At 63.8% G+C, this 23,784-nt stretch carries 22 protein-coding genes; 11 read left to right on the forward strand and 11 right to left on the reverse strand.

All coding sequences use genetic code 11. From position 1 onward, the window contains the following. Nucleotides 1-33 precede the first annotated feature (33 nt). Nucleotides 34-1,431 carry an alpha,alpha-trehalose-phosphate synthase (UDP-forming) gene (locus H146_RS0102665; protein ID WP_019950300.1) on the forward strand — a complete coding sequence of 466 codons (1,398 nt, stop codon included), beginning with the start codon at nt 34-36 and terminating at the stop codon, nt 1,429-1,431. 63 nt (nt 1,432-1,494) lie between these two features. Here H146_RS0102665 and H146_RS0102670 read toward each other — a convergent pair whose 3' ends face one another. From H146_RS0102670 to H146_RS0102695, 6 genes are all read right to left on the reverse strand, one after another. Beyond that, complete coding sequence (locus H146_RS0102670; protein ID WP_019950301.1) at nt 1,495-1,761, reverse strand: acylphosphatase; 267 nt, start codon at nt 1,759-1,761, stop codon at nt 1,495-1,497. A 104-nt stretch (nt 1,762-1,865) separates the two neighbouring features. Next, nucleotides 1,866-2,783, reverse strand: coding sequence for a LysR substrate-binding domain-containing protein (locus tag H146_RS0102675; protein WP_019950302.1), 918 nt, complete (start codon nt 2,781-2,783; stop codon nt 1,866-1,868). Between the two features lie 39 nt (nt 2,784-2,822). Then, nucleotides 2,823-4,241: a cardiolipin synthase gene (gene cls / locus H146_RS0102680; RefSeq protein ID WP_019950303.1), complete on the reverse strand. Its 1,419-nt coding sequence runs from the start codon at nt 4,239-4,241 to the stop codon at nt 2,823-2,825. A gap of 69 nt (nt 4,242-4,310) precedes the next feature. Continuing rightward, nucleotides 4,311-5,138, reverse strand: a complete 828-nt coding sequence (gene nei, locus H146_RS0102685) for an endonuclease VIII (protein ID WP_019950304.1) — start codon at nt 5,136-5,138, stop codon at nt 4,311-4,313. 55 nt (nt 5,139-5,193) lie between these two features. Further along, the gene (uvrB, locus tag H146_RS0102690) at nt 5,194-7,221 is read right to left on the reverse strand and encodes an excinuclease ABC subunit UvrB (RefSeq protein ID WP_019950305.1); all 2,028 of its coding nucleotides are present in this window, start codon (nt 7,219-7,221) and stop codon (nt 5,194-5,196) included. Between the two features lie 183 nt (nt 7,222-7,404). Then, nucleotides 7,405-7,596 carry a copper-exporting P-type ATPase CopA gene (locus H146_RS0102695; protein WP_019950306.1) on the reverse strand — a complete coding sequence of 64 codons (192 nt, stop codon included), beginning with the start codon at nt 7,594-7,596 and terminating at the stop codon, nt 7,405-7,407. A gap of 188 nt (nt 7,597-7,784) precedes the next feature. Here H146_RS0102695 and ygfZ point away from each other — a divergent pair, with 188 nt between their 5' ends. After that, on the forward strand, nt 7,785-8,843 hold the full coding sequence (gene ygfZ / locus H146_RS0102700; protein WP_019950307.1) for a CAF17-like 4Fe-4S cluster assembly/insertion protein YgfZ: 1,059 nt from the start codon (nt 7,785-7,787) through the stop codon (nt 8,841-8,843). 12 nt (nt 8,844-8,855) lie between these two features. Here the strand turns inward: ygfZ and H146_RS0102705 are convergent, their stop codons facing one another. Genes H146_RS0102705 through H146_RS0102715 form a run of 3 tightly spaced genes read right to left on the reverse strand, consistent with a single transcriptional unit; the run spans nt 8,856 to nt 11,750 of the window. Then, the gene (locus H146_RS0102705) at nt 8,856-9,608 is read right to left on the reverse strand and encodes a TatD family hydrolase (protein WP_019950308.1); all 753 of its coding nucleotides are present in this window, start codon (nt 9,606-9,608) and stop codon (nt 8,856-8,858) included. A gap of 16 nt (nt 9,609-9,624) precedes the next feature. Continuing rightward, the gene (mscL, locus tag H146_RS0102710; protein WP_019950309.1) at nt 9,625-10,116 is read right to left on the reverse strand and encodes a large conductance mechanosensitive channel protein MscL; all 492 of its coding nucleotides are present in this window, start codon (nt 10,114-10,116) and stop codon (nt 9,625-9,627) included. A gap of 47 nt (nt 10,117-10,163) precedes the next feature. Further along, nucleotides 10,164-11,750, reverse strand: a complete 1,587-nt coding sequence (locus H146_RS0102715) for a peptide chain release factor 3 (RefSeq protein WP_019950310.1) — start codon at nt 11,748-11,750, stop codon at nt 10,164-10,166. Between the two features lie 408 nt (nt 11,751-12,158). On the opposite strand from H146_RS0102715, the gene H146_RS18235 reads away from it, so the two are divergent. From H146_RS18235 to H146_RS0102760, 9 genes are all read left to right on the forward strand, one after another. Then, the gene (locus tag H146_RS18235) at nt 12,159-13,436 is read left to right on the forward strand and encodes an ATP-binding protein (protein WP_019950311.1); all 1,278 of its coding nucleotides are present in this window, start codon (nt 12,159-12,161) and stop codon (nt 13,434-13,436) included. 13 nt (nt 13,437-13,449) lie between these two features. Beyond that, the gene (locus H146_RS0102725) at nt 13,450-13,983 is read left to right on the forward strand and encodes a response regulator transcription factor (RefSeq protein ID WP_019950312.1); all 534 of its coding nucleotides are present in this window, start codon (nt 13,450-13,452) and stop codon (nt 13,981-13,983) included. A gap of 22 nt (nt 13,984-14,005) precedes the next feature. After that, nucleotides 14,006-14,821, forward strand: coding sequence for an inositol monophosphatase family protein (locus tag H146_RS0102730; protein WP_019950313.1), 816 nt, complete (start codon nt 14,006-14,008; stop codon nt 14,819-14,821). A 78-nt stretch (nt 14,822-14,899) separates the two neighbouring features. Continuing rightward, nucleotides 14,900-16,756, forward strand: a complete 1,857-nt coding sequence (locus H146_RS0102735) for a monovalent cation:proton antiporter-2 (CPA2) family protein (RefSeq protein WP_019950314.1) — start codon at nt 14,900-14,902, stop codon at nt 16,754-16,756. A 30-nt stretch (nt 16,757-16,786) separates the two neighbouring features. Then, nucleotides 16,787-17,620, forward strand: a complete 834-nt coding sequence (locus tag H146_RS0102740; protein WP_019950315.1) for a fructosamine kinase family protein — start codon at nt 16,787-16,789, stop codon at nt 17,618-17,620. After that, nucleotides 17,620-18,528, forward strand: a complete 909-nt coding sequence (locus H146_RS0102745; RefSeq protein ID WP_026351707.1) for an acetyltransferase — start codon at nt 17,620-17,622, stop codon at nt 18,526-18,528. Before H146_RS0102740 ends, H146_RS0102745 begins: the two co-directional genes overlap by 1 nt. Then, on the forward strand, nt 18,510-19,370 hold the full coding sequence (locus tag H146_RS0102750; RefSeq protein WP_156826665.1) for a LysM peptidoglycan-binding domain-containing protein: 861 nt from the start codon (nt 18,510-18,512) through the stop codon (nt 19,368-19,370). Before H146_RS0102745 ends, H146_RS0102750 begins: the two co-directional genes overlap by 19 nt. After that, nucleotides 19,367-20,602, forward strand: coding sequence for a glycosyltransferase family 4 protein (locus tag H146_RS0102755; RefSeq protein ID WP_019950318.1), 1,236 nt, complete (start codon nt 19,367-19,369; stop codon nt 20,600-20,602). The genes H146_RS0102750 and H146_RS0102755 overlap by 4 nt, the downstream gene beginning before the upstream one ends. After that, on the forward strand, nt 20,592-21,158 hold the full coding sequence (locus tag H146_RS0102760) for a phosphatase PAP2 family protein (RefSeq protein WP_019950319.1): 567 nt from the start codon (nt 20,592-20,594) through the stop codon (nt 21,156-21,158). The genes H146_RS0102755 and H146_RS0102760 overlap by 11 nt, the downstream gene beginning before the upstream one ends. Nucleotides 21,159-21,246: 88 nt before the next feature. On the opposite strand, the gene gcvT is transcribed toward H146_RS0102760, so the two are convergent. Together gcvT and H146_RS0102770 are read right to left on the reverse strand one after the other, a co-directional pair. After that, nucleotides 21,247-22,362 carry a glycine cleavage system aminomethyltransferase GcvT gene (gene gcvT / locus H146_RS0102765; protein WP_019950320.1) on the reverse strand — a complete coding sequence of 372 codons (1,116 nt, stop codon included), beginning with the start codon at nt 22,360-22,362 and terminating at the stop codon, nt 21,247-21,249. Between the two features lie 57 nt (nt 22,363-22,419). After that, nucleotides 22,420-23,766: an alanine/glycine:cation symporter family protein gene (locus H146_RS0102770; RefSeq protein ID WP_026351709.1), complete on the reverse strand. Its 1,347-nt coding sequence runs from the start codon at nt 23,764-23,766 to the stop codon at nt 22,420-22,422. Nucleotides 23,767-23,784: the final 18 nt, after the last annotated feature.

Below are 23,784 nucleotides of genomic sequence, written 5' to 3' on the forward strand. Positions count from 1 at the left end.
CGGCCGGGCACGCGCCGATTCAAGGAGGAGAACGTGAAACAACTGATTGTGGTATCCAATCGGGTCCCCTCACCGCAAAAGGACAGCGGCAGCCAGGGCGGGCTGGCAGTAGGGGTCATGAACGCGCTGAGCCGCACCGATGGCCTCTGGATGGGCTGGAACGGGGTGCTCGAGGAAGACGCCGAGGCGGTGGCGCCCAACGCCTACGAACATGAGGGCGTGCGCTTCGCCACTTTTCCACTGACCGAAGAGGAGCACGAGCTTTTCTACGTCGGCTACTCCAACGAGGTACTGTGGCCGCTGCTCCATTATCGCCCCGACATGGTCGAGTACAGCCGTGACAAGGATCGCGGCTACCAGCGCGTCAACCAGCGCTTTGCCGACCAGGTGGCCGACCAGCTCGAGGACAACGACGACAGTGCGATCTGGGTGCACGATTATCAGCTGCTGTCCACCGGACACTTTCTGCGCACCCGTAACGTCGACTGCCCGATCGGTTTCTTTTTGCACATTCCCATGCCGCCCTGGGAGACCTTTCGTATCCTGCCGCGCCAGGAGCGCATGATCGAGCATCTGTGCGCCTACGACACCATCGGCGTGCAGACCGAAACCGATCTCGAGCACCTGCTCGACAATGTCGCGCGCAGCGGCGTGGCAAGGGTCGAGGGCCACACCATTGTATTCGACGGCAGGCGCATCGATACCGGCGTGTTTCCCATCTCGATCGATGTCGATGCCGCCCGCGAAATGGCCGAACGCGGTGCCCACTCCCCCCGCAGCGAGCGCCTCAAGGCCTCACTGCGGGGTGGCCCGCTGATCATCGGCGTCGATCGGCTCGATTACAGCAAGGGCATCTACCAGCGTTTCCGGGCCTTCGAGCAACTGCTGGAAAACACCCTGTCGCGCTACGGCAACATCACTTATCTGCAGATTGCGCCGCTGTCTCGCACCGGCGTGGAGCGCTATGCCGCCCTGCGCCATGACCTTGAGCGTATTGCCGGTCATGTCAACGGTCGCTTCTCCAGCTACGACTGGATGCCGCTGCGCTATCTCAACACCGGCTACGACCGCGAAACGCTGATGGGCTTCATGCGCCAGAGCCGAGTGGCCCTGGTGACCCCGCTGCGCGACGGCATGAACCTGGTGGCCAAGGAGTACGTCGCCGCCCAGGACCCGCAGGATCCCGGTGTACTGATGCTGTCGAGCTTTGCCGGCGCCGCCGAGCAGCTCGATGGCGCCATGCTGTGCAACCCCTTCGATGTCGAGGAGATGGCCGACATGCTGGATGCCGCTCTCTCCATGTCACTGGAAGAGCGCAAGGCGCGCTGGCAGCGCCTGCATGAAGTGATCAGCACCCACGACATCCACCGCTGGGGGCGCACCTTCGTCGAGGCGCTCAACGCATCGGCGGCAGCGCGTCACGGCGAGTGAAGCAGATGGCGCTGCTGCTACAAAGCAGCAGCGCCTGTTGGTCGCGACACGTCCCGGGTCGCGCTATCCCGTCGTAAACCCCTGCCACGATTGCGCCTCCAGCTCCTCGCTGGTGACGCCGGATACGCAGGCCGAAGGCGGCCCCTGCTCGAGCCATTCGAGCAGGGCTGTCACCCTGCTCTCCTCGCCCGCCATGCCGACTTCCACGCGGCCATCGGCAAGGTTACGGGCGTAGCCCTCGATCTCCAGTTCACGGGCGCGCTCGGCGGTCGCCCAGCGAAAACCGACGCCCTGTACCACACCTTCGACGATTGCCCTGACGTAGCGCATGATCCAATCTCCTCGATGCCTGTTACTGCATAGCCTGGCAGGTCCGTCGGCGTTGTTCAGCACGCGATGCCGCGCTACACCTTGAGAAACGATACCTTGAGAAACTAAACCTTGAGAAAGTCGCTGGGCAGCTTCTGCAGCTGATGCCACAGCTTCTCGACGCCGGGCTTGTGCACCAGGGCGCAGCGGTAGAGGCGAATATCCAGTGGAATATCCCGGCAGCCGTCGCCGGCGCGCACCAGCTCCCCGCGCTTGAGCTCTTCACGAATACAGAAATCGGGAATCCAGGCCACCCCCACCCCCTGCAGCGCCATACCCTTGAGCCCTTCTGCCATGGCAGTTTCATAGACGGTATGCAGACGCAGTCGCAGCGGGTCGTTACGCAGCAGCACGCGCACGCTGCGGCCCAGAAAGGCACCGCCAGTATAGGCCAGATATGGCACACTGGCGTCATCTTCGAGGGAGTAACGCGGCCGGCCATCCGGGTTCGCAATACAGACCGGCAGCATGCTGACCTGGCCGATCGAGAACGAGGGGAAGCTCTCGCTGTCGAGTTGCATGCTCGCCCAGGGGTCGTGATAGGCCAGCATCAGATCGCAGTTGCCGTCGCGCAGCACATGGATGGCATCCCCCACATTCATCGCCATCAGCCGGGTCGGCAGCTCACCCACGCCCTTCTGCAGTCGCGAAATCCAGCGCGGGAAGAAAGCCAGTGCCAGTGAATGCGCAGCCGCAATGTCAAGCGCCTCTCTGGCCATATCAAGACCGCGCAGGTGGCCAATGCTCTCATCGAGCTGCTCGACCAGACTGCGCGCGGTGATCAGAAAGAGCTGCCCTTCGGCAGTGAGGCTTACCGGCGTGGTCGAACGGTCCACCAGGGTAACCCCAATGGCCAGCTCCAACGCCTTTATGCGCCGGCTGAAGGCGGGCTGCGTGACATGTCGTCGCCGCGCTGCCGCCGAGAAACTGCGGGTGGCGTTGAGTGCCACGAAGTCTTCCAGCCAGCGCGTCTCGAGATTCAATGCGATGCCCTCCCTGCCGGGCGCTGACGGCGTTGACAGCTACTGTACAGGCGATGCGAGATAGGCCGCACGCGCCGCCAGCTTGTGCCACAGCGGCCGCCGCTGAATTTCCTCCAGCGTGACCAGGCGGCAGTTGTCGAAATCCTCTTCCAGCATCGTCGCCACCTCGGCAGCGAACCCCCTGTCCGCCACCCAGGCGGTAACCTCGAAGTTGAGCCGGAAAGAGCGATTATCCAGATTGACCGTGCCTACCGCGGCGCTGTGACTGTCGATCAGCATGGTTTTCTGATGCAGAAAACCGGGTTGATAACGGTATATTTTGATGCCGGCACGAATCATCTCGCCCAGAAAGGAGAAGGCGGAGAGAAACACCAGCAGGTGATCGGGCCGCTCGGGGATCATCACCCGCACATCGACGCCGCGCAGCGCCGCCAGCTTGAGCGAGTCCTGCACGCCCTGATCCGGGACAAAATAGGGGCTGGTGATCCAGAAGCGCTCGCTGGCCTGATTGATAGCGTGCTGAATCATCAGGCTGGCAGTATCCAACGGGTCGGCAGGCCCCGAAGGCACCACAACAACATTCTGCCGCCCCCCGCGAGAGGGGATCGGCTGCCAGCTGAGCGTCAGGATCTCGCCCGCCGCCCAGTACCAGTCTTCCCAGAAGGACTCCTGCAGGCCCAGCACCGCCGGACCCTTCACCACCAGATGGGTATCGCGCCAGAAACCGTGACGGGCGCTCTCGCCGCGATATTCAACGCCCACATTGAGGCCGCCGACCCAGCCGCGGCGGCCGTCGGTCACCACAATCTTGCGATGATTGCGGAAGTTGACCTGGAAGCGATGGCGCCAGCCGCGCGAGGAGCCGAATTGATGCACATGGGCGCCGGCCTCGCGCAGACGCCTGAACCAGCGATCCGGCATGGCGTGGCAACCGATCTCGTCGTAGAGAAAATAGACCGCCACACCGCGCTGTAGACAGGCCAGCAGACGCTCCTGCAGCGCCGTGCCGAGGGCGTCGTCGCGAATGATAAAAAACTGGATCAGCACATAGTCCTGCGCCTGATCGAGGCCGTCGAACAGGCTGGCAAAGGTCGCATGGCCGTTGATCAACAGCTCGCAGCGGTTGTCGCGGGTCATCGGCAGCATTGCCAGCCGTTCGACCGCACGCAACTCGGCCCTGTCAGGATAGGCGAAGGTCGGTTCGACCTTGCTGCGAAATTGATCCAGCACCCGTCGCAGCGCGGTGTCGCGCTGCCCGCGGGCGTTGACGTAGCCGTAAAAACGCGGCCGGCCGAATATCCAGTAGGCCGGAATCGCCACATACGGGAAGGTGATCAGTGAAATGATCCAGGCGACGGCGCCCTGGGAGGTACGGCTCGACATCAGCGCCACGATACCGGACAGCATCCCCAGTAGATGCATGCAGACGATCAGCAGGCCGCCCAGCAGGGCTGTCATATCAGGTCACCTTGGAAGTATTCGGAAAAATTGGCGCAAGGATACCCTGGGCGGCGCCCCGCGACCATGTCAGCCGGGAGGCGGCTGGCATTGCGGGCAGTAGTAGAGCCTTCTCGACGCCACGCTGTGTTTCTCGATCGGCGTGGCGCAGGCGTGGCAGGGTAGACCGGCGCGGTTGAAAACGGCATGCCGCCAGCGACGACGCGGTTCGCCGGCGGCGATCATCGGCTCGCGCCACTGGCGCGCGTTGGTCACGCCGGCGTGGCGCCAGGCGCGGTGGGTAATGTCGAGCATGGTGGCGGCCAGCCGGCGGCGCGCAGTGCCGCTCAGATCGCGCGGGCGCCAGCGGTCGTGCAGGCCGGCGAAGAACAGAATCTCCGAGCGCAGATAGTTGCCGATGCCGGCGTAGAGGTGTTGATCGAGCAGCAGCGAGCCAAGCCGACGACTGCGCCAGGCGCCGGCATCAAGACGCGCCTCGATATCATCGACGCTGACGTCATGGGTCAACAGATCCGGTCCCAGCTTCGCAAGGAAGGGGTGCTGATCCAGCTCATCGAGGCGCCACAGGGAGATATCCGAGGCGCTGAGCAGCCACGCCGAGTGGCTGGCGGTGGCGAGATGCAGACGTGGCGAACGTCGCCCCGCCGGCTGCCGACCGCGACGCATGATACGCCACACGCCGTAGAGCTGGTTGTGAGAGTAGATCACGTGGTCATCCTCGAAGCGCGTCAGCAGCGCCTTGCCCCAGCTGTCGACGCTGACCACCTTCTGCCCCTTGAGGCGCGCTTCAAAGGGCTTGAGGGTGTCGAAGGCAAACCACACCTCGTCGATTTCGCGCCCCACCAGCACCTTGCCGAGGCGATCGGCCACGCGCCTGATTTCCGGCCCTTCCGGCACGTCCTGCTCTCCCTTCCCGGGCCACGGCTCTGCATGTGGCCAGCCGCCGCTGCGGCTATTTCAATTCAATCAAACGGGCGTTCAGCGCCTGCATCTGGTCGCGCAGCGAGGCGGCGTTCTCGAACTCGAGATTCTGCGCCGCCTTGTGCATCTGATCCTCGAGCTTTTTGATCTCACGATTGATGTCATCGATATTCATGCGCGACAGCTCATCGGTGCTGTACTGCCCCTCCGACTCGGCCACCTTGCGCTCGCCCTTGCGGCCACGGCGGGTACCGGGCGCCTGCGCCGCTTCCATGATGTCGGCAACGTTCTTGGTAATGGTGCGTGGGGTGATACCGTGGCGCTCGTTGAATTCGATCTGCTTGCGGCGGCGGCGGTCGGTCTCGTCCATGGCACGCTGCATCGAACCGGTCACATTATCGCCGTAGAGAATCGCCTTGCCGTGGGCGTTACGGGCGGCACGGCCTATGGTCTGGATCAGCGAGCGCTCGGCGCGCAGGAAGCCCTCCTTGTCGGCATCGAGAATCGCCACCAGCGACACCTCGGGAATATCGAGGCCCTCGCGCAGCAGGTTGATGCCCACCAGCACGTCGAACTTGCCAAGGCGCAGGTCGCGAATGATCTCGACCCGCTCGACGGTATCGATATCGGAGTGCAGATAGCGCACGCTGACGTCATGCTCGTCGAGATACTCGGTCAGATCCTCCGCCATACGCTTGGTCAGGGTGGTGACCAGCACCCGCTCGCCCACCTCGACGCGCGCCCTGACCTCGGAGAGCAGGTCGTCTACCTGGGTGCTGGCCGGGCGCACCTCGATCTCGGGGTCGACCAGTCCGGTAGGGCGCACCACCTGCTCGACCACCTGGCCGGCGTGCTCCTGCTCGTAGGGGCCGGGAGTCGCCGAGACGAACACCGTCTGCGGCAGGATCTTCTCCCACTCCTCGAACTTCATCGGTCGGTTATCCAGCGCCGACGGCAGGCGGAAGCCGTACTCCACCAGCGTCTCCTTGCGGGAACGGTCGCCGCGGTACATGCCACCCACCTGGGGCACGCTGACGTGGGACTCGTCGATGAACACCAGCGCATCGTCGGGCAGATAGTCGAAGAAGGTGGGCGGCGCCTGGCCGGGCTCGCGGCCGGACAGATAGCGAGAGTAGTTCTCGATGCCGTTGCAGTAGCCCAGCTCCAGCATCATTTCGATATCATAGAGGGTACGCTGCTCGAGCCGCTGTGCCTCTACCAGCCGATCGTGATCGCGCAGCCACTTGAGCCGCTCGGTCAACTCCTCCTTGATCGACTCGATAGCGTTGAGGATGGTGTCGCGCGGCGTCACGTAGTGGGTCTTGGGGTAGATGGTCATGCGCGGCACTCTGCCGCGAACTTCGCCGGTCAGCGGGTCGAACAGACTGATGGTATCGATCTCGTCGTCGAACAGCTCGACACGCACCGCCTCCTCCTCGGAGTCGGCGGGGAAGATATCGATCACATCGCCGCGCACCCGATAGGTGCCGCGGCGAAAGTCCATGTCGTTGCGGGTGTACTGCAGCTCCGCCAGGCGGCGCAGAAAATCGCGCTGGTTGATCAGCTCGCCGCGGTTGAAGTGCAGCCGCATCTTCAGATACTGATCCGGGTCGCCGAGACCGTAGATCGCCGAGACCGACACCACGATCAGCGCATCGCGGCGCTCCAGCAGTGCCTTGGTGGCGGACAGGCGCATCTGCTCGATGTGGTCATTGACCGAGGCGTCCTTCTCGATAAAGGTGTCCGACGACGGCACATAGGCTTCGGGCTGGTAGTAGTCGTAGTAGGAGACGAAATACTCCACCGCGTTGTCGGGGAAGAACGCCTTGAATTCGCCGTAGAGCTGCGCTGCCAGCGTCTTGTTGGGCGCCATGACGATGGTCGGCCGCTGCAGCCGTTCCACCACATTGGCCATGGTGAAGGTCTTGCCCGAGCCGGTGACGCCCAGCAGGGTCTGATGGGCCAGCCCGGCGTCGAGGCCACGCATCAGGCCATCGATAGCGGCCGGCTGGTCGCCGGCCGGTTTGTACTCGGAGGCGATGCGAAACTCGCGAGCCATGCACACTCCGTCAAAGTGATCAGTTCAGGAAGGGTCGCCGGAGGCGGCACGTATCGCGCCGCCGATGATCGCCACATGACTGCCGATACCGGCCTGCCAATAGAGGGAATGTAGCGGATATGCGTGCGCCACGCCGCTTTTGCAAGGCGCAGCACCCGACCGTCGTCAGGTGCGAGCTCTTCGTCAGCGCCGCACGCCAAACCCCTGCTGCTCGATAACGGCCATCACGCTGCGCTCGCTGGCTCGGCCCTCGACCTCCAGCCACTCACGCGCCACCTGTACCGTCTCCACGCCTTCGAGCTCCATCAGTGCCGTCGTCAGACGGTTGACGTCATCGTTATTCTGCAACCCGGTCAGGGTAAAGGTCAGCGCCATCTTTCCACATCTCCATCCGTCGTGATTCGATTGCGACAGGCGAACCGGAGCGGCTTGCAATCATTGCGACGCACCCCGATGTGCCTGTCCAGCAACCGCGCACAGAAAAGCCCCCAGACTGCGCTATCCTTTCTGTTTGCGCAATTTTCATCGGCGGCGATTTCCAAAGACCGTTCTGCGGAGCCATCATGACCTCATCGACATCCAACGCCTGGCAGCAACTCCTCGAGCAGCAGGGCTTTAACCGTGACGCTCATGGCGAACTGCAGCGCGGCCAGCCACAGGACTCGGCAGCGCTGCAGGCCTCGGCGGCGCTGATGCCGCTGGAACAGCTCTGCGTGCTGGAAATTCACGGCCCCGACGGCGAAAAATTTCTGCAGGGCCAGACCAGCGCTTCGACCGCACACGCCACCGAACACGTCGGTCCGCCCACGGTATTCTGCACGCCCAAGGGGCGCACCATTGCCAACGCGCAGCTGATTCACCCCGGCGAAGAGCGCTGGTGGCTGCTGCTGGCGCGCAGCGTCGCCGAGCCGCTGCGTCAGCATCTGGGCAAATACATTCCCTTTTACAAGGCGGAGATAGCGCTGCGTGATGACCTGGCGCTGTTTGGCGTTGCCGGCGCCGAGGGCGGCACGCTGCTGGAGAGCGACGGGTTGCCGCTGCCCCGACAACAATGGGGCGTACGGCTGGCAGGCGACAGCGTGATCACCCGACACCCTCACCAGCAACCGCGTTTCCTGCTGGCAGCCCCCGTGGAGAGCGCCGGCACACGCTATGCGCGTCTTGCCGAAGGCGCGCTGCAGACCAGCGAAGCGCTATGGACGCGGCTCGATATTCAGGCCGGCCTGTTGTGGCTGGATGGCGACCAGACGGAGGCCTGGCTGCCGCAGATGTTCAATTGGGAAGCATTGGCCGGTATCAGCTTCAAAAAGGGTTGCTACACCGGTCAGGAGGTGGTGGCACGCGCCCATTATCGCGGCCAGGTGAAAAAGCGCCTGATGCACCTGAGTGTTGCCCTCGAGACCGCCCCGGCGGCCGGCACCGCCGTTATCGACGCCGAGCGCGGCAAATCGGTGGGAGAAGTGATGCGCGCTGCAGCGCCGGAGGACGGCCGGGTCGAACTGCTGGCGATCCTCACGATCAAGGACGAGATGCCGTCGCTGACCATCGACGATCAGCCGGCGCATCTGTCACCGCTGCCCTATGCGCTGGCGCGGCTGGACCCGGAAACACTGGAGGGTTAGGCGGGCTCGATATCAGCGCCTTAAAAGCCTCTCCAGCGTCGCTCCGGTCTGTGCCGCCAGGGTCTCGGCGCTGATCCCGCGCAGACGTGCCACCTCGGCGGCCACCAGTGTCACATTGGCCGGTTCGTTGCGCTCACCGGCGGCGCCCTGCGGGGTCATGTCGGGAGCGTCGGTTTCCAGCACGAAGCTGCCCTCGGGCAGCGCGGCCACCGTACGTTTAAGCTTGTGCGCCCGGTCGTGAGTGACCGCACCGCCAATACCCAGCGTAAAGCCCAGCCCGATCAGCCGTTCGGCCTGCTGCAGGCTGCCGGTGAAGGCGTGAATCAACCCGCCGGCGGGCAGTGCCAGCTGGCCCAGGCGCTTGCCCACTTCGTCTTCATACTTCACGCAGTGGATCACTACCGGCAGCGCGAGCCTTTTGGCCAGTTTCAGCTGGGCGTCAAACAGCCGCCACTGGCGCTCGGGGCTGTCGATCCGCGCATCGACGCCGCACTCCCCCAGCGCCACCACCTCATGAGACGCCAGTGCCTGCGCCAGCTGCTCGATGTCATCGTCGCCATGATCATCGAGAAACCAGGGGTGCAATCCGAAGCAGATATCGACCTCACCCGGCCGGCTCAGCGCCGTCAGCGCCCCGATCTCGTCAAGGCGGGTGCCGGCCACCACCAGTCGGCTGACGCCCTGCTGGCGGGCACGGCGTATCACCGCCGGGCGATCGGCATCGAAGGCGCTGAACTGTAAATGGCAGTGGGCATCGGCCAGCATGGCGATCTCCAGCAGCTCAGGCGGCCGGCTCGGCGCTCTCCAGCCTTGAGGTGCACTGCGGGCAGCGCGTGGCCTCAATCGCAATCGCGCTACAGCAGAAAGGGCAGGCTTTGGTGGTGGGCGCCGCCGGCTCTTCGTGCTCGAGACGGTGACCGAAATCGCGCAGGCGCTGAATGTTACGCATCAGAATGAAGCAGACAACCGCCACGATCAGAAAGGAGATCATCGCGTTGAGAAAAATCCCGTAGTTGACGGTCACCGCGCCGGCCGCCTGGGCCTCGGCCAGCGTGGCGTAGGGGCCGGCGGCGTTGGCCCCCGGCTTGAGCACCACGAAGAGGTTGGTAAAGTTGAGCCCGCCGGTTACCAGCCCCAGTATGGGCGTGAAGATATCCCGCACCAGGCTATTGACGATGGCGGTGAAGGCGGTACCGATGATAATACCCACCGCCAGCTCCACCACGTTGCCCTTGACCGCGAAATTGCGAAAATCGCTCAGGAATCCGGGCATTCCCTGTTCCTCTTCCGAATATGGATCGAATGGCGCAACCCGCGCCGTCAGTGTTCACGCGTAGCATCAAAGGAGAGATCCGGCCAGCGCTCTTCGGTCAGCTGCAGGTTGACCCGGGTCGGCGCCAGGTAGGTGAGAAAACCGCCGCCGTCGATCGCCAGGTGGGTGCTGACCTTGTTGCGCAGCTCCTCGAGCTTGCGCTCGTCGCCGTGAATCCAGCGCGCCGTCTGGACGTTGACCGGCTCGTAGATGCACTCCACCTTGTACTCGTTAAGCAGCCGGTGCGCCACCACGTCGAACTGCAGCATCCCCACCGCGCCGACGATCAGGTCATTGTTGTCCAGCGGCATGAACACCTGGGTGGCGCCCTCTTCGGAGAGCTGCTGCAGGCCCTTCTGCAACTGCTTGGTCTTGAGCGGGTCCTTGAGCCGCACGCGGCGGAACAGCTCCGGTGCGAAGTGTGGAATGCCGGTAAAGCGCATCCGCTCACCGCTGGAGAAGGAGTCGCCGATCTGAATGGTGCCGTGGTTGTGCAAACCAATGATGTCACCCGGCCAGGCCTCCTCGACCTGAGCGCGATCCGCCGCCATGAAGGTCAACGCATCGGCGATCTTGACGTCCTTTTTGATCCGTACATGGTGCATTTTCATATTGCGCTCGTACTTGCCGGAGCAGACGCGCAGAAAGGCAATACGGTCGCGGTGTTTGGGATCCATGTTGGCCTGGATTTTGAACACGAAGCCGGTAAAGCTGCCGTCCTCGGCGACCACCTCACGGGCATCGGTCTCCCTGGGGCGCGGTGAAGGGGCATATTCGACGAAGCCGTCGAGCATTTCACGCACGCCGAAGTTGCCCATGGCGGTGCCGAAATAGACCGGCGTCAGCGCGCCGCGGCGGTAGGCGTCGAGATCGAATTCGTGCGAAGCGCCGCGCACCAGCTCGATCTCCTCGCGCAGCTCGGCGGCCTGGCTGGCGCCCAGCGCCTCGTCGACCTCGGCACTGTCGAGGCCATCGATAAAGACATCCTCGCTGATGCGGTTGCCCTGTCCCTGGGTGTAGAGATGCACGCGATCGTTGAGCAGGTGGTAGACGCCGCGAAAATGGCGCCCCATACCGATCGGCCAGGTAATCGGCGCGCAGGCGATATTGAGCACCGTTTCGATCTCGTCCATTACCTCGACCGGATCGCGGGTATCGCGGTCCATCTTGTTGATGAAGGTGAGAATCGGCGTGGTGCGCAGACGACACACCTCCATCAACTTGATGGTGCGGTCCTCGACGCCCTTCGAGCCATCGACCACCATCAGCGCCGAATCCACCGCCGTCAGGGTGCGGTAGGTATCCTCGGAGAAATCCTCGTGGCCCGGGGTATCGAGCAGATTGACGATGCGCCCCTTGTAGGGGAACTGCATCACCGAGGTGGTTACCGAGATGCCGCGCTCCTGCTCCATTTTCATCCAGTCGGAGGTGGTATTGCGGTCCTGGCGCTTGCTCTTGACCGCGCCCGCCACCTGGATGGCGTTGCCGAACAGCAAGAGCTTTTCGGTAATGGTGGTCTTGCCGGCGTCCGGGTGGCTGATGATGGCAAAGGTACGGCGAAGCGAGGCTTCGTGGGCGATTTGAGTGTCTGACATCGTTGCTCTGAAAAATGGTCGCTCTGGCAGGATGGTGCGCGCCCCGCAGCAGCAAAGCGGCGAAGTTTTGCAAATAAAAATCGAGCCAGTGAACGTGGACTGTCGTCAATGGTGATCCATTGTAGCGGTGCGAAGTCGGCATGTCGTGTCGAGGCGGCGGCACAACGCGCTGTCATATGCTTGACCGAGATGTGACAAGCGATAAAGGAGCCCTGATATGAGCCCCCTACCTACTCGCTGAGCTGCGACTGCGGTCGCACTACCCTGACCGCTCATGGCGAACTGGTGGGCATGTCGCCACCCAACCGGCATCGATAGCATGACGCTGCGGTGCAATCCACATCCGGACACTGTTACCGGACGTCAGCCGGGTTAGAATAAAATGACATCCTTCGGCATGGCGTATTGATGACCCAGGCGTTCATTTTCACCACTCCGGCACGCAACCTGGTCCGGCTGACCGTGGCACGCGGTATCAGCTGGACCTGCTTCCTGCTCGTTGTCATTTTCGGCATCGAGGTGCTGGACTTTCAGTTACGCATCGTGCCGATCATCGCCATCATCGTCATCATGGGGCTTTTCAACGTTGCCACCTGGTGGCGGCTGGGCCATCCCCGCCCGATTACCGATCTCGAATACCTGATTCATCTGCTGATCGACATCGCCGGGCTGACGCTGATCTTCTATTTCACCGGCGGGCCCACCAATCCGGCCATTGCCTATTACGTGATCCCGATCGCCATGGCGGCGGCCACTCAACCCTGGCGTCACGCCTGTATCGCCGCCGCCTCGGCACTGCTGGGTTACTCGGTGCTGATGCTGCAGTTCGAACCGGTACCGGAGCTGCGTCAACCCATCGGCGACGGCCTGTTGACGCTCGATGTGCTGGGCATGTGGCTCAACTTCACCCTCTGCGCCGGTATTATCGCCATCGTCATCTGCCGCATGGCGATCACCCTGCGCCAACGCGATCATATGCTGGCGCGCACTCGCGAGGCGGCACTGCGCAACGAGCAGATTCTGGCCGTCGCCAGCCAGGCCGCCGGCACCGCCCACGAGCTGGGCACGCCGCTCTCTACCATGACCATGTTGATCGACGAAATGCGCGCCGAAAAGATCAGCGAGACCCAGCGCGAGGACCTTGACCTGCTGCGCAGCCAGGTCGACACCTGCAAGAACCATCTGCGCGAGCTGGTCGCCAGCGCCGATCGCCGCCAGGGTGACCCGCCGCAGCGCGTCAACGCCGCGTACTGGCTGGAAAAACTGCTGCAGCGCTGGCTGGTGATGCGCCCCGATGTCAGCCACCATCTCGAAATCGCCGACCGCGACATCGAACTGATGGTTGACCCGACCCTCGATCAGGCGGTCATGAACCTGCTCAACAATGCCGCCGACGCCGAGCCCAACGGCATCGTCATCGGCCTGGAGGCGGACAGCGACGAGCGCGTGCTGTCGATCGTCGATCGCGGCCCGGGCATCTCGATGGAAGTCGCCAGCCACATGGGCGAGAGCTTCATCTCGGGGCGCTCGCGCGGCCTTGGCATCGGACTGTTCCTCACCCACGCCACCCTCGATCGTTTCGGTGGTAGCGTTAGACTTTACAATCAGCAGCAGGGCGGCACCCTGACCGAGGTGAGGCTGCCGCATCCCGATAACAAGACAGCCAGGGATCACGCATTTACTTAACGGGGATAACGATATGCATGAAGCACCCTTTCTGGTGGTCGATGACGACCCGGTTTTCTGCCGCATTCTGGAGCGCTCACTGAAGCGCCAGGAGTTCGACGTCATGGTAGCCGCCACTGCCGAAGAGGCGCTGCGCCTCGCCCGACAGCGGCCACCGGAATACGCCACCCTCGACCTCAAGCTGGAAGAGAGCTCCGGTTTGCGCCTGCTCCCCGAGCTGCTGTCGATCAGCCCTGCCTGCCGCATCGTGATACTGACCGGCTATTCGAGCATTACCACCGCCGTCGAGGCGATCAAGCTGGGCGCCGTCAACTATCTCTGCAAGCCGGTCGAGGTCGCCGAGGTGCTGCACGCGCTGGACGCCCAGGAGGGCAATCCGGATGCCGAGATCGCCGACAACCCGCCCTCGGTCAACCGTCTCACCTGGGAACACATCCAGCGGGTGCTGCAGGACAACGAGGGCAACATCTCCGCCACCGCCCGCAGCCTGGGCATGCACCGCCGCACGCTGCAGCGCAAGCTGCAGAAAAGACCGGTACGACAGTGACGAACCACACAGGAAGGTTTCGATGACACCACATGAGCGCCTCGCAGAAGCCACACGTATCGCTCACGAGGCGGGCCGTCGCATTTATGCCGCCCGCGAAGAGGGGCATCTGCAGCAAAGTCTCAAACACGGTAACGAACTGGTCACCGACACCGACATCGCCGTGGACCGCTACATCAGCGACGAGCTGGCGCGCTGCTTCCCCGGCGAAGCGCGGTTGACCGAAGAGCTGTCACCGGAGCGCCACGAGCTGGACGAGAACGCGCCGCTATGGGTCGTCGATCCCATCGACGGCACGGTCAATTTCGCCCACGGCCACCACTATGTGGCGGTATCCATCGCCTGGATGGAGCGCGGCCGCCTCCAGCTCGGCGTGGTCCATGCGCCCTTTCTCGGCGAAACCTTCAGCGCCGTTGCAGGGCATGGCGCCCATCTCAATGACCGCCCGATCGCCGTCAGTGAGGTGCGCAGCCTCGAAAACGCCCTGATCGCCACCGGTTTTCCCTACGACCGCGATGCCCGCGCGCCCTTGATGCGCCGCCTTCATGCGGTGCTGGAGAACTGCCGCGACATTCGCCGCGACGGCTCCGCCGCGCTCGACCTGTGCAACGTGGCCTGCGGCCGGCTTGACGGCTACTACGAGAGCTGCTCGCCGTGGGATTTCGCCGCCGGGCTGTTGATCGCCCGCGAGGCCGGCGCCCGCACCGGCCACGTCTATGACTGCCCGGAGGGGCTGACGCAGGCGCTTTACGGCGAAAACATGGTGGTCACCTGCGCCGATATCTACGCCACCCTGCGCGATCTGATCGAACAGGCCGACAGCGGCCGCTATCGCTGAAAGCGACGCCATGACGCTATGATGCATCAAGGCGGGCTCTCGACTCGCCGACCGTGACCGTGCCAGGGAGAGCGCAGCATGTCCTTTATTCTTGAAGCGGCCGTAATGCTGGGCGCCGCGGTGATCGCGGTCCCCCTGTTCGCCCGCTTCAAGCTGGGCTCGATTCTGGGCTACCTGTGCGCCGGCCTGATACTCGGTCCCTCGATCAGCGGTTTTATTGCCGAACCGGAGTCGGTACTGCACTTCTCCGAGATCGGCATCGTCATGCTGCTGTTCGTGATCGGCCTTGAACTGGAACCGTCGCGGCTGTGGCAGCTGCGCAAGCGGCTGTTCGGTCTCGGCTCGTTGCAGCTGGTACTGACCGCCCTGCTGCTGCTGCCGCTGGGGCTGGCGCTGGGGCTTGGCAATACCGCAGCCACTCTGCTGGGACTGACCCTGGCGCTCTCCTCCACCGCCTTTGCGCTGCAGCTTTTAACCGAACATCAGCAGCTCGCCAGCCCTCACGGCCAGACCGCCTTCGCCATTTTGCTGTTTCAGGATCTGGCGGTCATTCCGCTGCTGGCGCTGATGCCAGTGCTGGGCAGCAACGGCGACGCCGAAAGCGGCGGACCGCTGTGGCTATCGCTGTTACAGGCGACCGGGGTCGTCGTTGCCACCCTCGTGGTGGGGCGCTATCTGTTTCCACGTGTGCTGCGCATGGTGGCGGGTAGCCAGGTGCATGAGGTGTTCACCGCCGCCGCCCTTTTCATGGTACTGGGCACGGCCTGGGTGATGGAGCATGCCGGGCTTTCCATGGCGCTGGGCGCCTTTCTGGCCGGTGTGCTGCTGGCCGACACCCCCTATCGCCACGAGCTGGAAGCCAACATCGAACCCTTCAAGGGCATCCTGCTGGGACTTTTCTTCCTCGCCGTGGGCATGTCGGTGGACCTCGCACTGGTGCTGCAGAGCGCTCCCATCGTGGTCGGCATTACGCTTGCCATCCTGCTGTCGAAGATGCTGGTACTGACCCTGCTGGGGCTGGCGACCCGCATGCCGCGCCAACAGATTCCACGGCTGGCAACCGTCATCGCCCAGGGCGGCGAGTTCGACTTCGTGCTGCTGACCACGGCGGTCGCCGCCGGCGTCATCGACCAGCGCATCGCCAGCCTGTGCATTGCCGCCGTCACCCTGTCGATGGCGGCCACCCCCTTTCTCTACCGCTACGGCAGCCGGCTGGGCGAGCGGTTGCGCCCCGCCGGGCGGCGCTGGGAGACCCAGTTTCCCGATGACGATCCGCCGGTGATCATCGCCGGGCTGGGCCGCTTTGGCCAGATCGTGGCGCGAATGCTGCGGATGCAGAACGTGCGCTTTACCGCCCTCGACCCCAATATTCGCCAGGTCGAATTCATTCGCCAGTTCGGCTCGCGTATCTACTACGCCGACGCCACCCGGCTCGACCTGATGCGTGCGGCGGGGCTTGAAAAGGCCAAAATGCTGATTATCTGCGTCGACAATGAAGAGACCTGCACCACCATCGCCCGGCTGGCGCGGGAGCATTTTCCTCACCTGGAAGTCTATGCCCGGGCGCGTAATCGTCATCACGCCTGGCACCTGCAGGACCTGGGCGTCAGGGTGGCAATACGCGAGACCTTCTCGGCCGGACTCGAACTCTCGCAGGAAGCGCTGATCGGACTGGGCTACCCCAGTGCCCGGGCCGCCGAGGCGGTACGCCTGTTCCGCGACTTCGACCAGCGTATGTTCGAGGATTCGCGTCGCTACCGCCACGACAACGATCAGCTGCTGCAAAACGATCGCGCCGCCATGGAGGAGCTCTATCGTCTTTTTCAGCAGGAGGAAGCCACACCGCTGGAGGAGCGCGATAAAGAGCCGACAGCGCATGGCGACAGCGAGGAAGACGACCCGGATCAGCAGCGCTCAGCGAGGAAAGCTTCCTGAGCGCCCCGGAACCAGCTGCAAGGAGAGACCATGACGCCACTGGAGACACTGCAGGCCCTCGACATTCGCGCTACCGGCGAGGCTCGGCCGCTGAGCGGTGGCGATATCGGCCGGGTGTGGCACGTCCCCACCGAGCACGGCGAGTTGCTGGTCAAACACGCCGACAGCGACGCACTGAGCGCCGAGGCCGAGGGACTGGAAGCGCTGCGCGACGCCGCCAGCGGCCTGCTCGTTCCCGAGGTGGTGGGCCTGCTCGAGGGTGCGCTGGTGATGACCTTTCTACCCCCGACGCGGCCCTCGAAGGCCGATCAACAGCGTCTTGGCGAGGGGTTGCGCAAGCTTCACGACCACACCGTCGATGAGCACGGCTGGCACCGCGACAACTTCGCCGGCACCACGCCGCAGATCAATACGCCGAACAATGATGGCCGCGTTTTTCAGCGCGAACAGCGCATCATGGCGCTGGCGCGGCGCTGCCGCGATCAGGGGCGTCTTGACGCCGCCCTGTACGAGCGGCTGGAGCGTATCGCCCATGCGCTTGAGAGCTGGCTGCCCAATGCCCCCGCCAGCCTGCTGCACGGCGACCTGTGGTCGGGCAACGTACACTTCAGCGACAAGGGCCCGGCGCTGATCGACCCGGCCGTCTACCGCCACTACCGTGATGTCGATATCGCCATGCTGGAGCTGTTCGGGACACCCGACGCGGCCTTTTTCGAGGCCTACTGGAACGCCGGCGCGCCCGATGACTGGCCGCGCCGACGCGCGCTTTTCCAGCTCTACCCGCTGCTCAATCACCTGCACCTTTTCGGTGGCGCCTATCTATCCGGTGTCAGGGCGGCAGCCGAACGGCTTCCCGAGCGCTGATGCCACAGGCGACATCACAAGGCCGGTGGGTAGCGCTGTTGAAGGGCACAGTCAGCGTCATACTGCTGGTGACCAATACGCTGCTGTGGGGCGTGCCACTGCTGCTGCTGAGCCTGCTCAGACCCGTACTGCCCTTCAATAGCGCCCGGCGACGGCTGCGCACCGCGCTCGATGCCGTTGCCGGCGGCTGGATCGCCGGCAACAACTGGTGGATCCGTCACTGGCTCGCTCCCGACTGGCGGGTCACCCTGCCTAACGGACTGTGTCGCGAACAGCACTGGCTGGTAATCGCCAATCACCGCAGCTGGGTCGATGTCTTCATTCTGATGTCTGCCCTGCATCAGCGCCTGCCGCCGCCGCGCTTTTTCGTCAAGCGCGAACTGAGCTGGATTCCGATCGTTGGCCAGGCGTTCCGCGCGCTGGACTTTCCCATTATGCGACGCTATAGCCGCGCACAGCTCAAGCGCCGGCCGCAACTGGCCCGCCGCGACCTTCAGACCACGCGCCGGGCGCTTGCCGATGCCGGCGCCTCACCGGTAACCCTGTATAATTTCGCCGAAGGTACCCGCTTCAGCATCGACAAGCAGCGCGCTCAGCGAAGCCCCTGGCAGCATCTTCTCAAGCCTCGCGCCGGCGGCTGCGCCCAGGTGGTTGAGCTACTGGGCGAACATCTCTGCGGTATAGTGGATATCACGCTTGATTATCGCGCCGGGCGCACCGGCTTTGGCGATTTTTTGTGTGGCCGCGGTGGATCTGTCACTATCCGCGCGCGTCGTCTGGAGATTCCGCCATGGATGGCACAGGGCGACTACGCCGGCGACCCGCTTTATCGCCAGCGGTTTCAGAACTGGATCAACGTCTTATGGCAGGAGAAGGATCAGCAGCTCTCATGTTCCGACCCGTTGTGATTCTTCTGCTGCTGGTGCTGCTGGCCGGCTGCGCCTCGGCGCCGCGCGGTGGCGGTAGCAGTATCGGTCCAGCGCCACAGGGTTACACCACCGTACGCGCCGGCGATACGCTCTCCGCCATTGCCGCTCGTGCCGGCATTCCGCTGCTGCGCCTGGAGCGCTTCAATCCCGCTGTCGACGCTCGCGACCTGGCGATCGGCCAGCGCCTGATGCTGCCGGATCAGAGCGAACGTGCACCGGGTAACGGTCAGTACCGCTATCGCGTACGCGCCGGCGATACCGCCAGTGACATCGCCCGCCATTTCGGCACCAGTGTATCGCGCATCACCGCTGCCAACTCGGGCCTTGACGCCGATCGCCTGCGCATCGGTCAGATGCTGACCGTGCCGGTAGGCAGCGCCTCGGCATCAAGCCGCAGCAGCACCGCAACTGCCTCCAGTGGCGCGGCGCCCGCCAGCGCCATCCCCCGCGATGTCGGCCCCTGGGCGTGGCCGGCAAACAACTATCGGATCGTGCGCCGGTTTGGCCCCGACGCCCGTGGCTCACTGCAGCCCATGCTGCTGGAGGTCAGCGGCGACAACCGTGCACGCGCGGTCGCCCCCGGGCGGGTGCGTTTTGCCGGTACCATGCGTCAGCTGGGCGGTGTAGTGATCGTCCACCACGAACGCAATCTGCAAAGCGTTTACGCCCAGTGCGACAATCTGCTCGTCAACAACGGACAGCAGGTCACCACCGGCACGCCGATCTGCGATATCCGCCGTGACGGTAACGGCCGCCACCGGCTGCTGTTCGACACACGCCTTGCCGGCCGCCCCTTCAATCCCGGACAGATTCTGCGATGAGCGCCAATGACACCATAACGTCACGGGAGTGTCCGCGCCCTGTCATCGGTGAGCGCGAAGATACCATTACAGCAGACGACAACAGGCTCAGGATGCGCGTCGCCTTCGTCAGTGAAACCTGGCACCCCGAAATCAACGGCGTTACCCATACGCTCGGGCATCTGGCGCACCATCTTCACGACCGTGGCGCACGCCTGCAGCTGATCCGGCCACGGCCACCCCAGCCGCATCGTGACGAATTGATGAGCGAAGAACTGCACACCGGCGCCATTCCCATTCCCGACTATGACGGCGTTCGCATGGGGATTCCGGCGCCACTGCGACTCGCACGCTTATGGCGCGAGCAGCGACCCGACGTCATCTATATCGCCACCGAAGGGCCGCTGGGCACGACGGCTCTGCTGCAGGCCAGACGGTTGGGCATTCCGGTGGTCAGCGGCTTTCATACCAATTTCGATCAGTACAGCCAGTACTACATCCTGCTGAAAATACTGCGCCCGCTGGTGCGCCCTTTTCTGCGCCTGTTTCACAACGCGACCACCACCACCCTGGTCCCTACTTCGGCGCAGGCCGAAGCGCTCACGGACTACGGCTATCGTCATGTCAGGGTGCTCGGCCGCGGGCTCGACAGCCGGCGTTTCTCGCCGGCGCATCGCAGCCGCACGCTGCGCGCCGAATGGGGCGCCAGCGACGACACCCCGGTGGCGCTGCATGTCGGCCGCCTGGCCGCGGAAAAAAACGTCATGCTGCTGATCGACAGTCTCGAGGCGATGCGCCGTCGCCACCCCGGGATGGTTGCCGTCATTGTCGGCGACGGGCCACAGCGCGCCGCTCTGGAGAAACGACTCCCCTGGGTACATTTCGCCGGCTTTCAACGCGACACGGCACTGGCCGCCCACTACGCCAGCGCCGATATTTTCCTCTTCCCGTCGCTGTCAGAGACCTATGGCAACGTGGTCATCGAGGCGATGGCCAGCGGCCTGGCGGTGGTGGCCTTCGACTGCGCCGCCGCCGGCGAGCTGATCGAGGACAACCACCAGGGCCGACTGGCGCCACCCGAGGACAACGGCGCTTTTGTCGACGCCGCGGTGGCACTCTGCGATGATAGAGCCGCGACACAGGCCATGGGCGAGGCGGCAAGTGAGCGCGTGAAGGCGCTGGAGTGGCCGGCGATCGGTAAAACCTTCACGAACTATCTGCTGGAGACACAGGAGGTGAGCGGTGGCAGATGAGCGACTTCCACTGTTCAAACGGCTCGACACTCTCGAGTGGAAGGCCTGTAACCGGCTGGCCCGGCTGGGCGCCTACCGCCCGCTGCTGTTCGTGCTGCGCTGGGCCAGCCGACTGGGCGATGCGCCGGCGTGGATCGTGATGTGCTTCGCCATTCCGCTGATCACCCCCTGGTGGCACGGTTGGCTGCTGGCAGTCTGTTTCGGCCTCTCCGCAGCGGTGGGCGGCATTCTCTACCGCCTGCTCAAGAACCGCCTGTGCCGCGAACGGCCCTACATCTCCTTCGAAATTCCCTGCACCATGCCGCCGCTGGACCGCTACAGCTTTCCCAGCGGCCACACCCTGCACGCCGTGATGTTCACCACCCTGGCGGCCATGTTCGTCCCCGTGATGCTGATCGTGGTGCTGCCCTTCGCCATTTTGGTGGTGCTGTCACGCGTCATCCTGGGTCTGCACTATATTACCGACGTCATCGCCGGCGCCCTGATCGGCTTTCTGCTCGCTCAGGGAACGGCGCTTGTCATTCTCGCACTGGAGGGCATGCTGCCCACCACCTGAAAAGGCCCCCGCCATAAACAACAGAGCGCCGCGATGAGCCCAACATCGCGACGCCATGACAACCACACAAGATAACGGTATAAATGGATCAGCCGCGATAAAAGCGTGCCGGCACGAACGGCATTTTCGTTACCGTCATATCCAGCCGACGAGCGCGGACTTCGGCCTGCAGTCGGGTACCGGGCTCGGCGTAGTCGCGCCACACATAGGCCATCGCTACCGGCGCGCCTACGGTGGGGCCGAAGGTACCGGAGGTGACTTCGCCGATGCGATCTCCTTCCGGACTATAGAGCGGGCTGCCCTCCCGCACCGGTGCGCGGCCGTCACCTACCAGACCGATGCGCTGGCGCTGATGGTCGCGATTGGCCTGCTGGGTGAGAATGACATCGGCACCGGGAAAGCCGCCCTCACGCTCACCGCCCTGGCGCCTCGCCTTGCTGATCGCCCAACCCAGTGACGCCTCGACCGGGGTGGTGTTCTCATCCATGTCGTGGCCATAGAGGCACAGACCGGCTTCAAGCCGCAGCGAGTCCCGTGCTCCGAGCCCTGCCGGTGCGACCTCCTCCTCGGCCAGCAGACGCCGGGCGAAGGCTTCGGCTTCGGCGGCGGGAATTGAAATTTCAAAGCCGTCCTCACCGGTATAGCCGGAGCAGCTGACCCACAGTTCAACACCATCGACACTGAAACGGCCGAACTGCATGAAGGTCAACTCGGCGGCCGAGGGACACACACGCCCCATCACGGTACGCGCCTGCGGCCCCTGCAGCGCCAGCAGGGCGCGATCCTCGATCACCTCGAGCTCACCGCCATCGCCCAGGCCGCTGCGCAACAGGGCGATATCGGCCGCCCTGCAGGCCGCGTTGACCACCAGAAAGAGATGGTCGCCGGCGTTGACCGCCATGAAGTCATCATGAATGCCGCCAACACTGCCCGTGAACAGCCCGTAGCGCTGCCGGTCGGTCGCCAGCCCCACCGCATCGATCGGCGAGACCCGCTCCAGCGCCTGCGCCGGTTGGCTGCCGCGAATCAGTAGCTGTCCCATATGCGAGACATCGAACAGCGCACAGCTGGCGCGGGTATGCTCATGCTCGCGCTTGACCCCGGCGGCGAACTGCACCGGCATTTCGTAACCGGCAAAGGGCACGAATTTTGCGCCCTGCTCCTGCCACAGTGAATAGAGCGGCGTGCGGTGAAGTGTCGACATAAAAACTCCCGGATAGTTAGTGGCATATAGGCGACGCATCCGAACCCAATGGAACGGTCAACGCTGGTTGAGGATGAAATATTCACGCGTCAGGCGAAAAATCAGTGGCGACAACAGGGCCAGCGCGATCAGGTTGGGGATTGCCATCAGGGCGTTGAAGGTATCCGCCAACAGCCATATGAAGTCCAGTTGTGACACCGCACCCACCGGGATCATCAACACGAAGACAATACGATAGAAACGCGCCGCACGGGGCCCGAAAAGGTACTGAAAACAGCGCTCGCCGTAATAGGACCAGCCAAGAATGGTGGTGAAAGCAAAGATCGCCAGCGCCAGTGCGACGATGTAATCTCCCGGCCCCGGCAAAGCGGTCCGAAAGGAGAGCGCCGTAAGGGCGGCACCGGATTCGCCTTCGATCCATTGACCGGAAGTAATGATCGCCAGCGCCGCGATGGTGCAGACGATGATGGTGTCGATGAAGGTTCCCAGCATGGCGATCATACCCTGCCGCACCGGACTATCGGTCTGTGCTGCGGCATGAGCAATGGGCGCACTGCCCAGCCCCGCTTCATTCGAGAACACGCCTCGCGCCACGCCAAAACGGATCGCCGCCGCCACCGCGGCACCGGCAAAGCCACCCGCCGCCGACACGGGAGTGAAGGCGTGTACCACGATCAGCCGCAGCGCTTCGGGAATAGCGGCGCTGTTGATGACCAGCACCACAATGCCTGCAAGCAGATAAGCGATCGCCATCAGCGGCACCAGTCGTCCGGCCACGCTGGAGATGCGCTTGATTCCACCGAGAATAACGGCGCCCGCCAGCACCATGATAACCAGCCCGGTCAGCCATGCCGGAATGGAGAAGGAAGTCGCCAGCGCGTCCGCGACCGAGTTGGCCTGCACGGTATTGCCGATACCAAAGGCCGCCAGCGCGCCGAACAGAGCGAAAAGAGCACCCAGCCAGGCAAAGCGTTGCCCCAGGCCGTTGCGGATATAGTACATCGGACCGCCGACGTAGTTACCGCCGTCATCACGCTCACGAAAGCGCACGGCACAGACGGCCTCGGCATATTTGGTCGCCATTCCCACCAGCGCCGTCAGCCACATCCAGAACACGGCACCGGGCCCCCCCAGCGCAATGGCGGTGGCCACTCCGGCAATGTTGCCGGTACCAATGGTGGCCGACAGCGAGGTCATCAGCGCGTTGAAGGAGGAAATTTCGCCGCTGTCGCGTTCACCGCTGCGCCCCTGCCACAGCATGGCGAAAGCACGACCGAGATTGCGAATCGGCATGCCGCGCAGCCCGATCTGCAGATAGAGCCCTGTTCCCAGCAGCAGCACCAGCATAAGAGGTCCCCAGACTACCCCGTTGATGCTCGTTATTATCCCATGCAGGACGTCCATTCAACGCTCCTCTCGATC

This window comes from Kushneria aurantia DSM 21353 (assembly GCF_000382245.1).
Classification (GTDB): domain Bacteria; phylum Pseudomonadota; class Gammaproteobacteria; order Pseudomonadales; family Halomonadaceae; genus Kushneria; species Kushneria aurantia.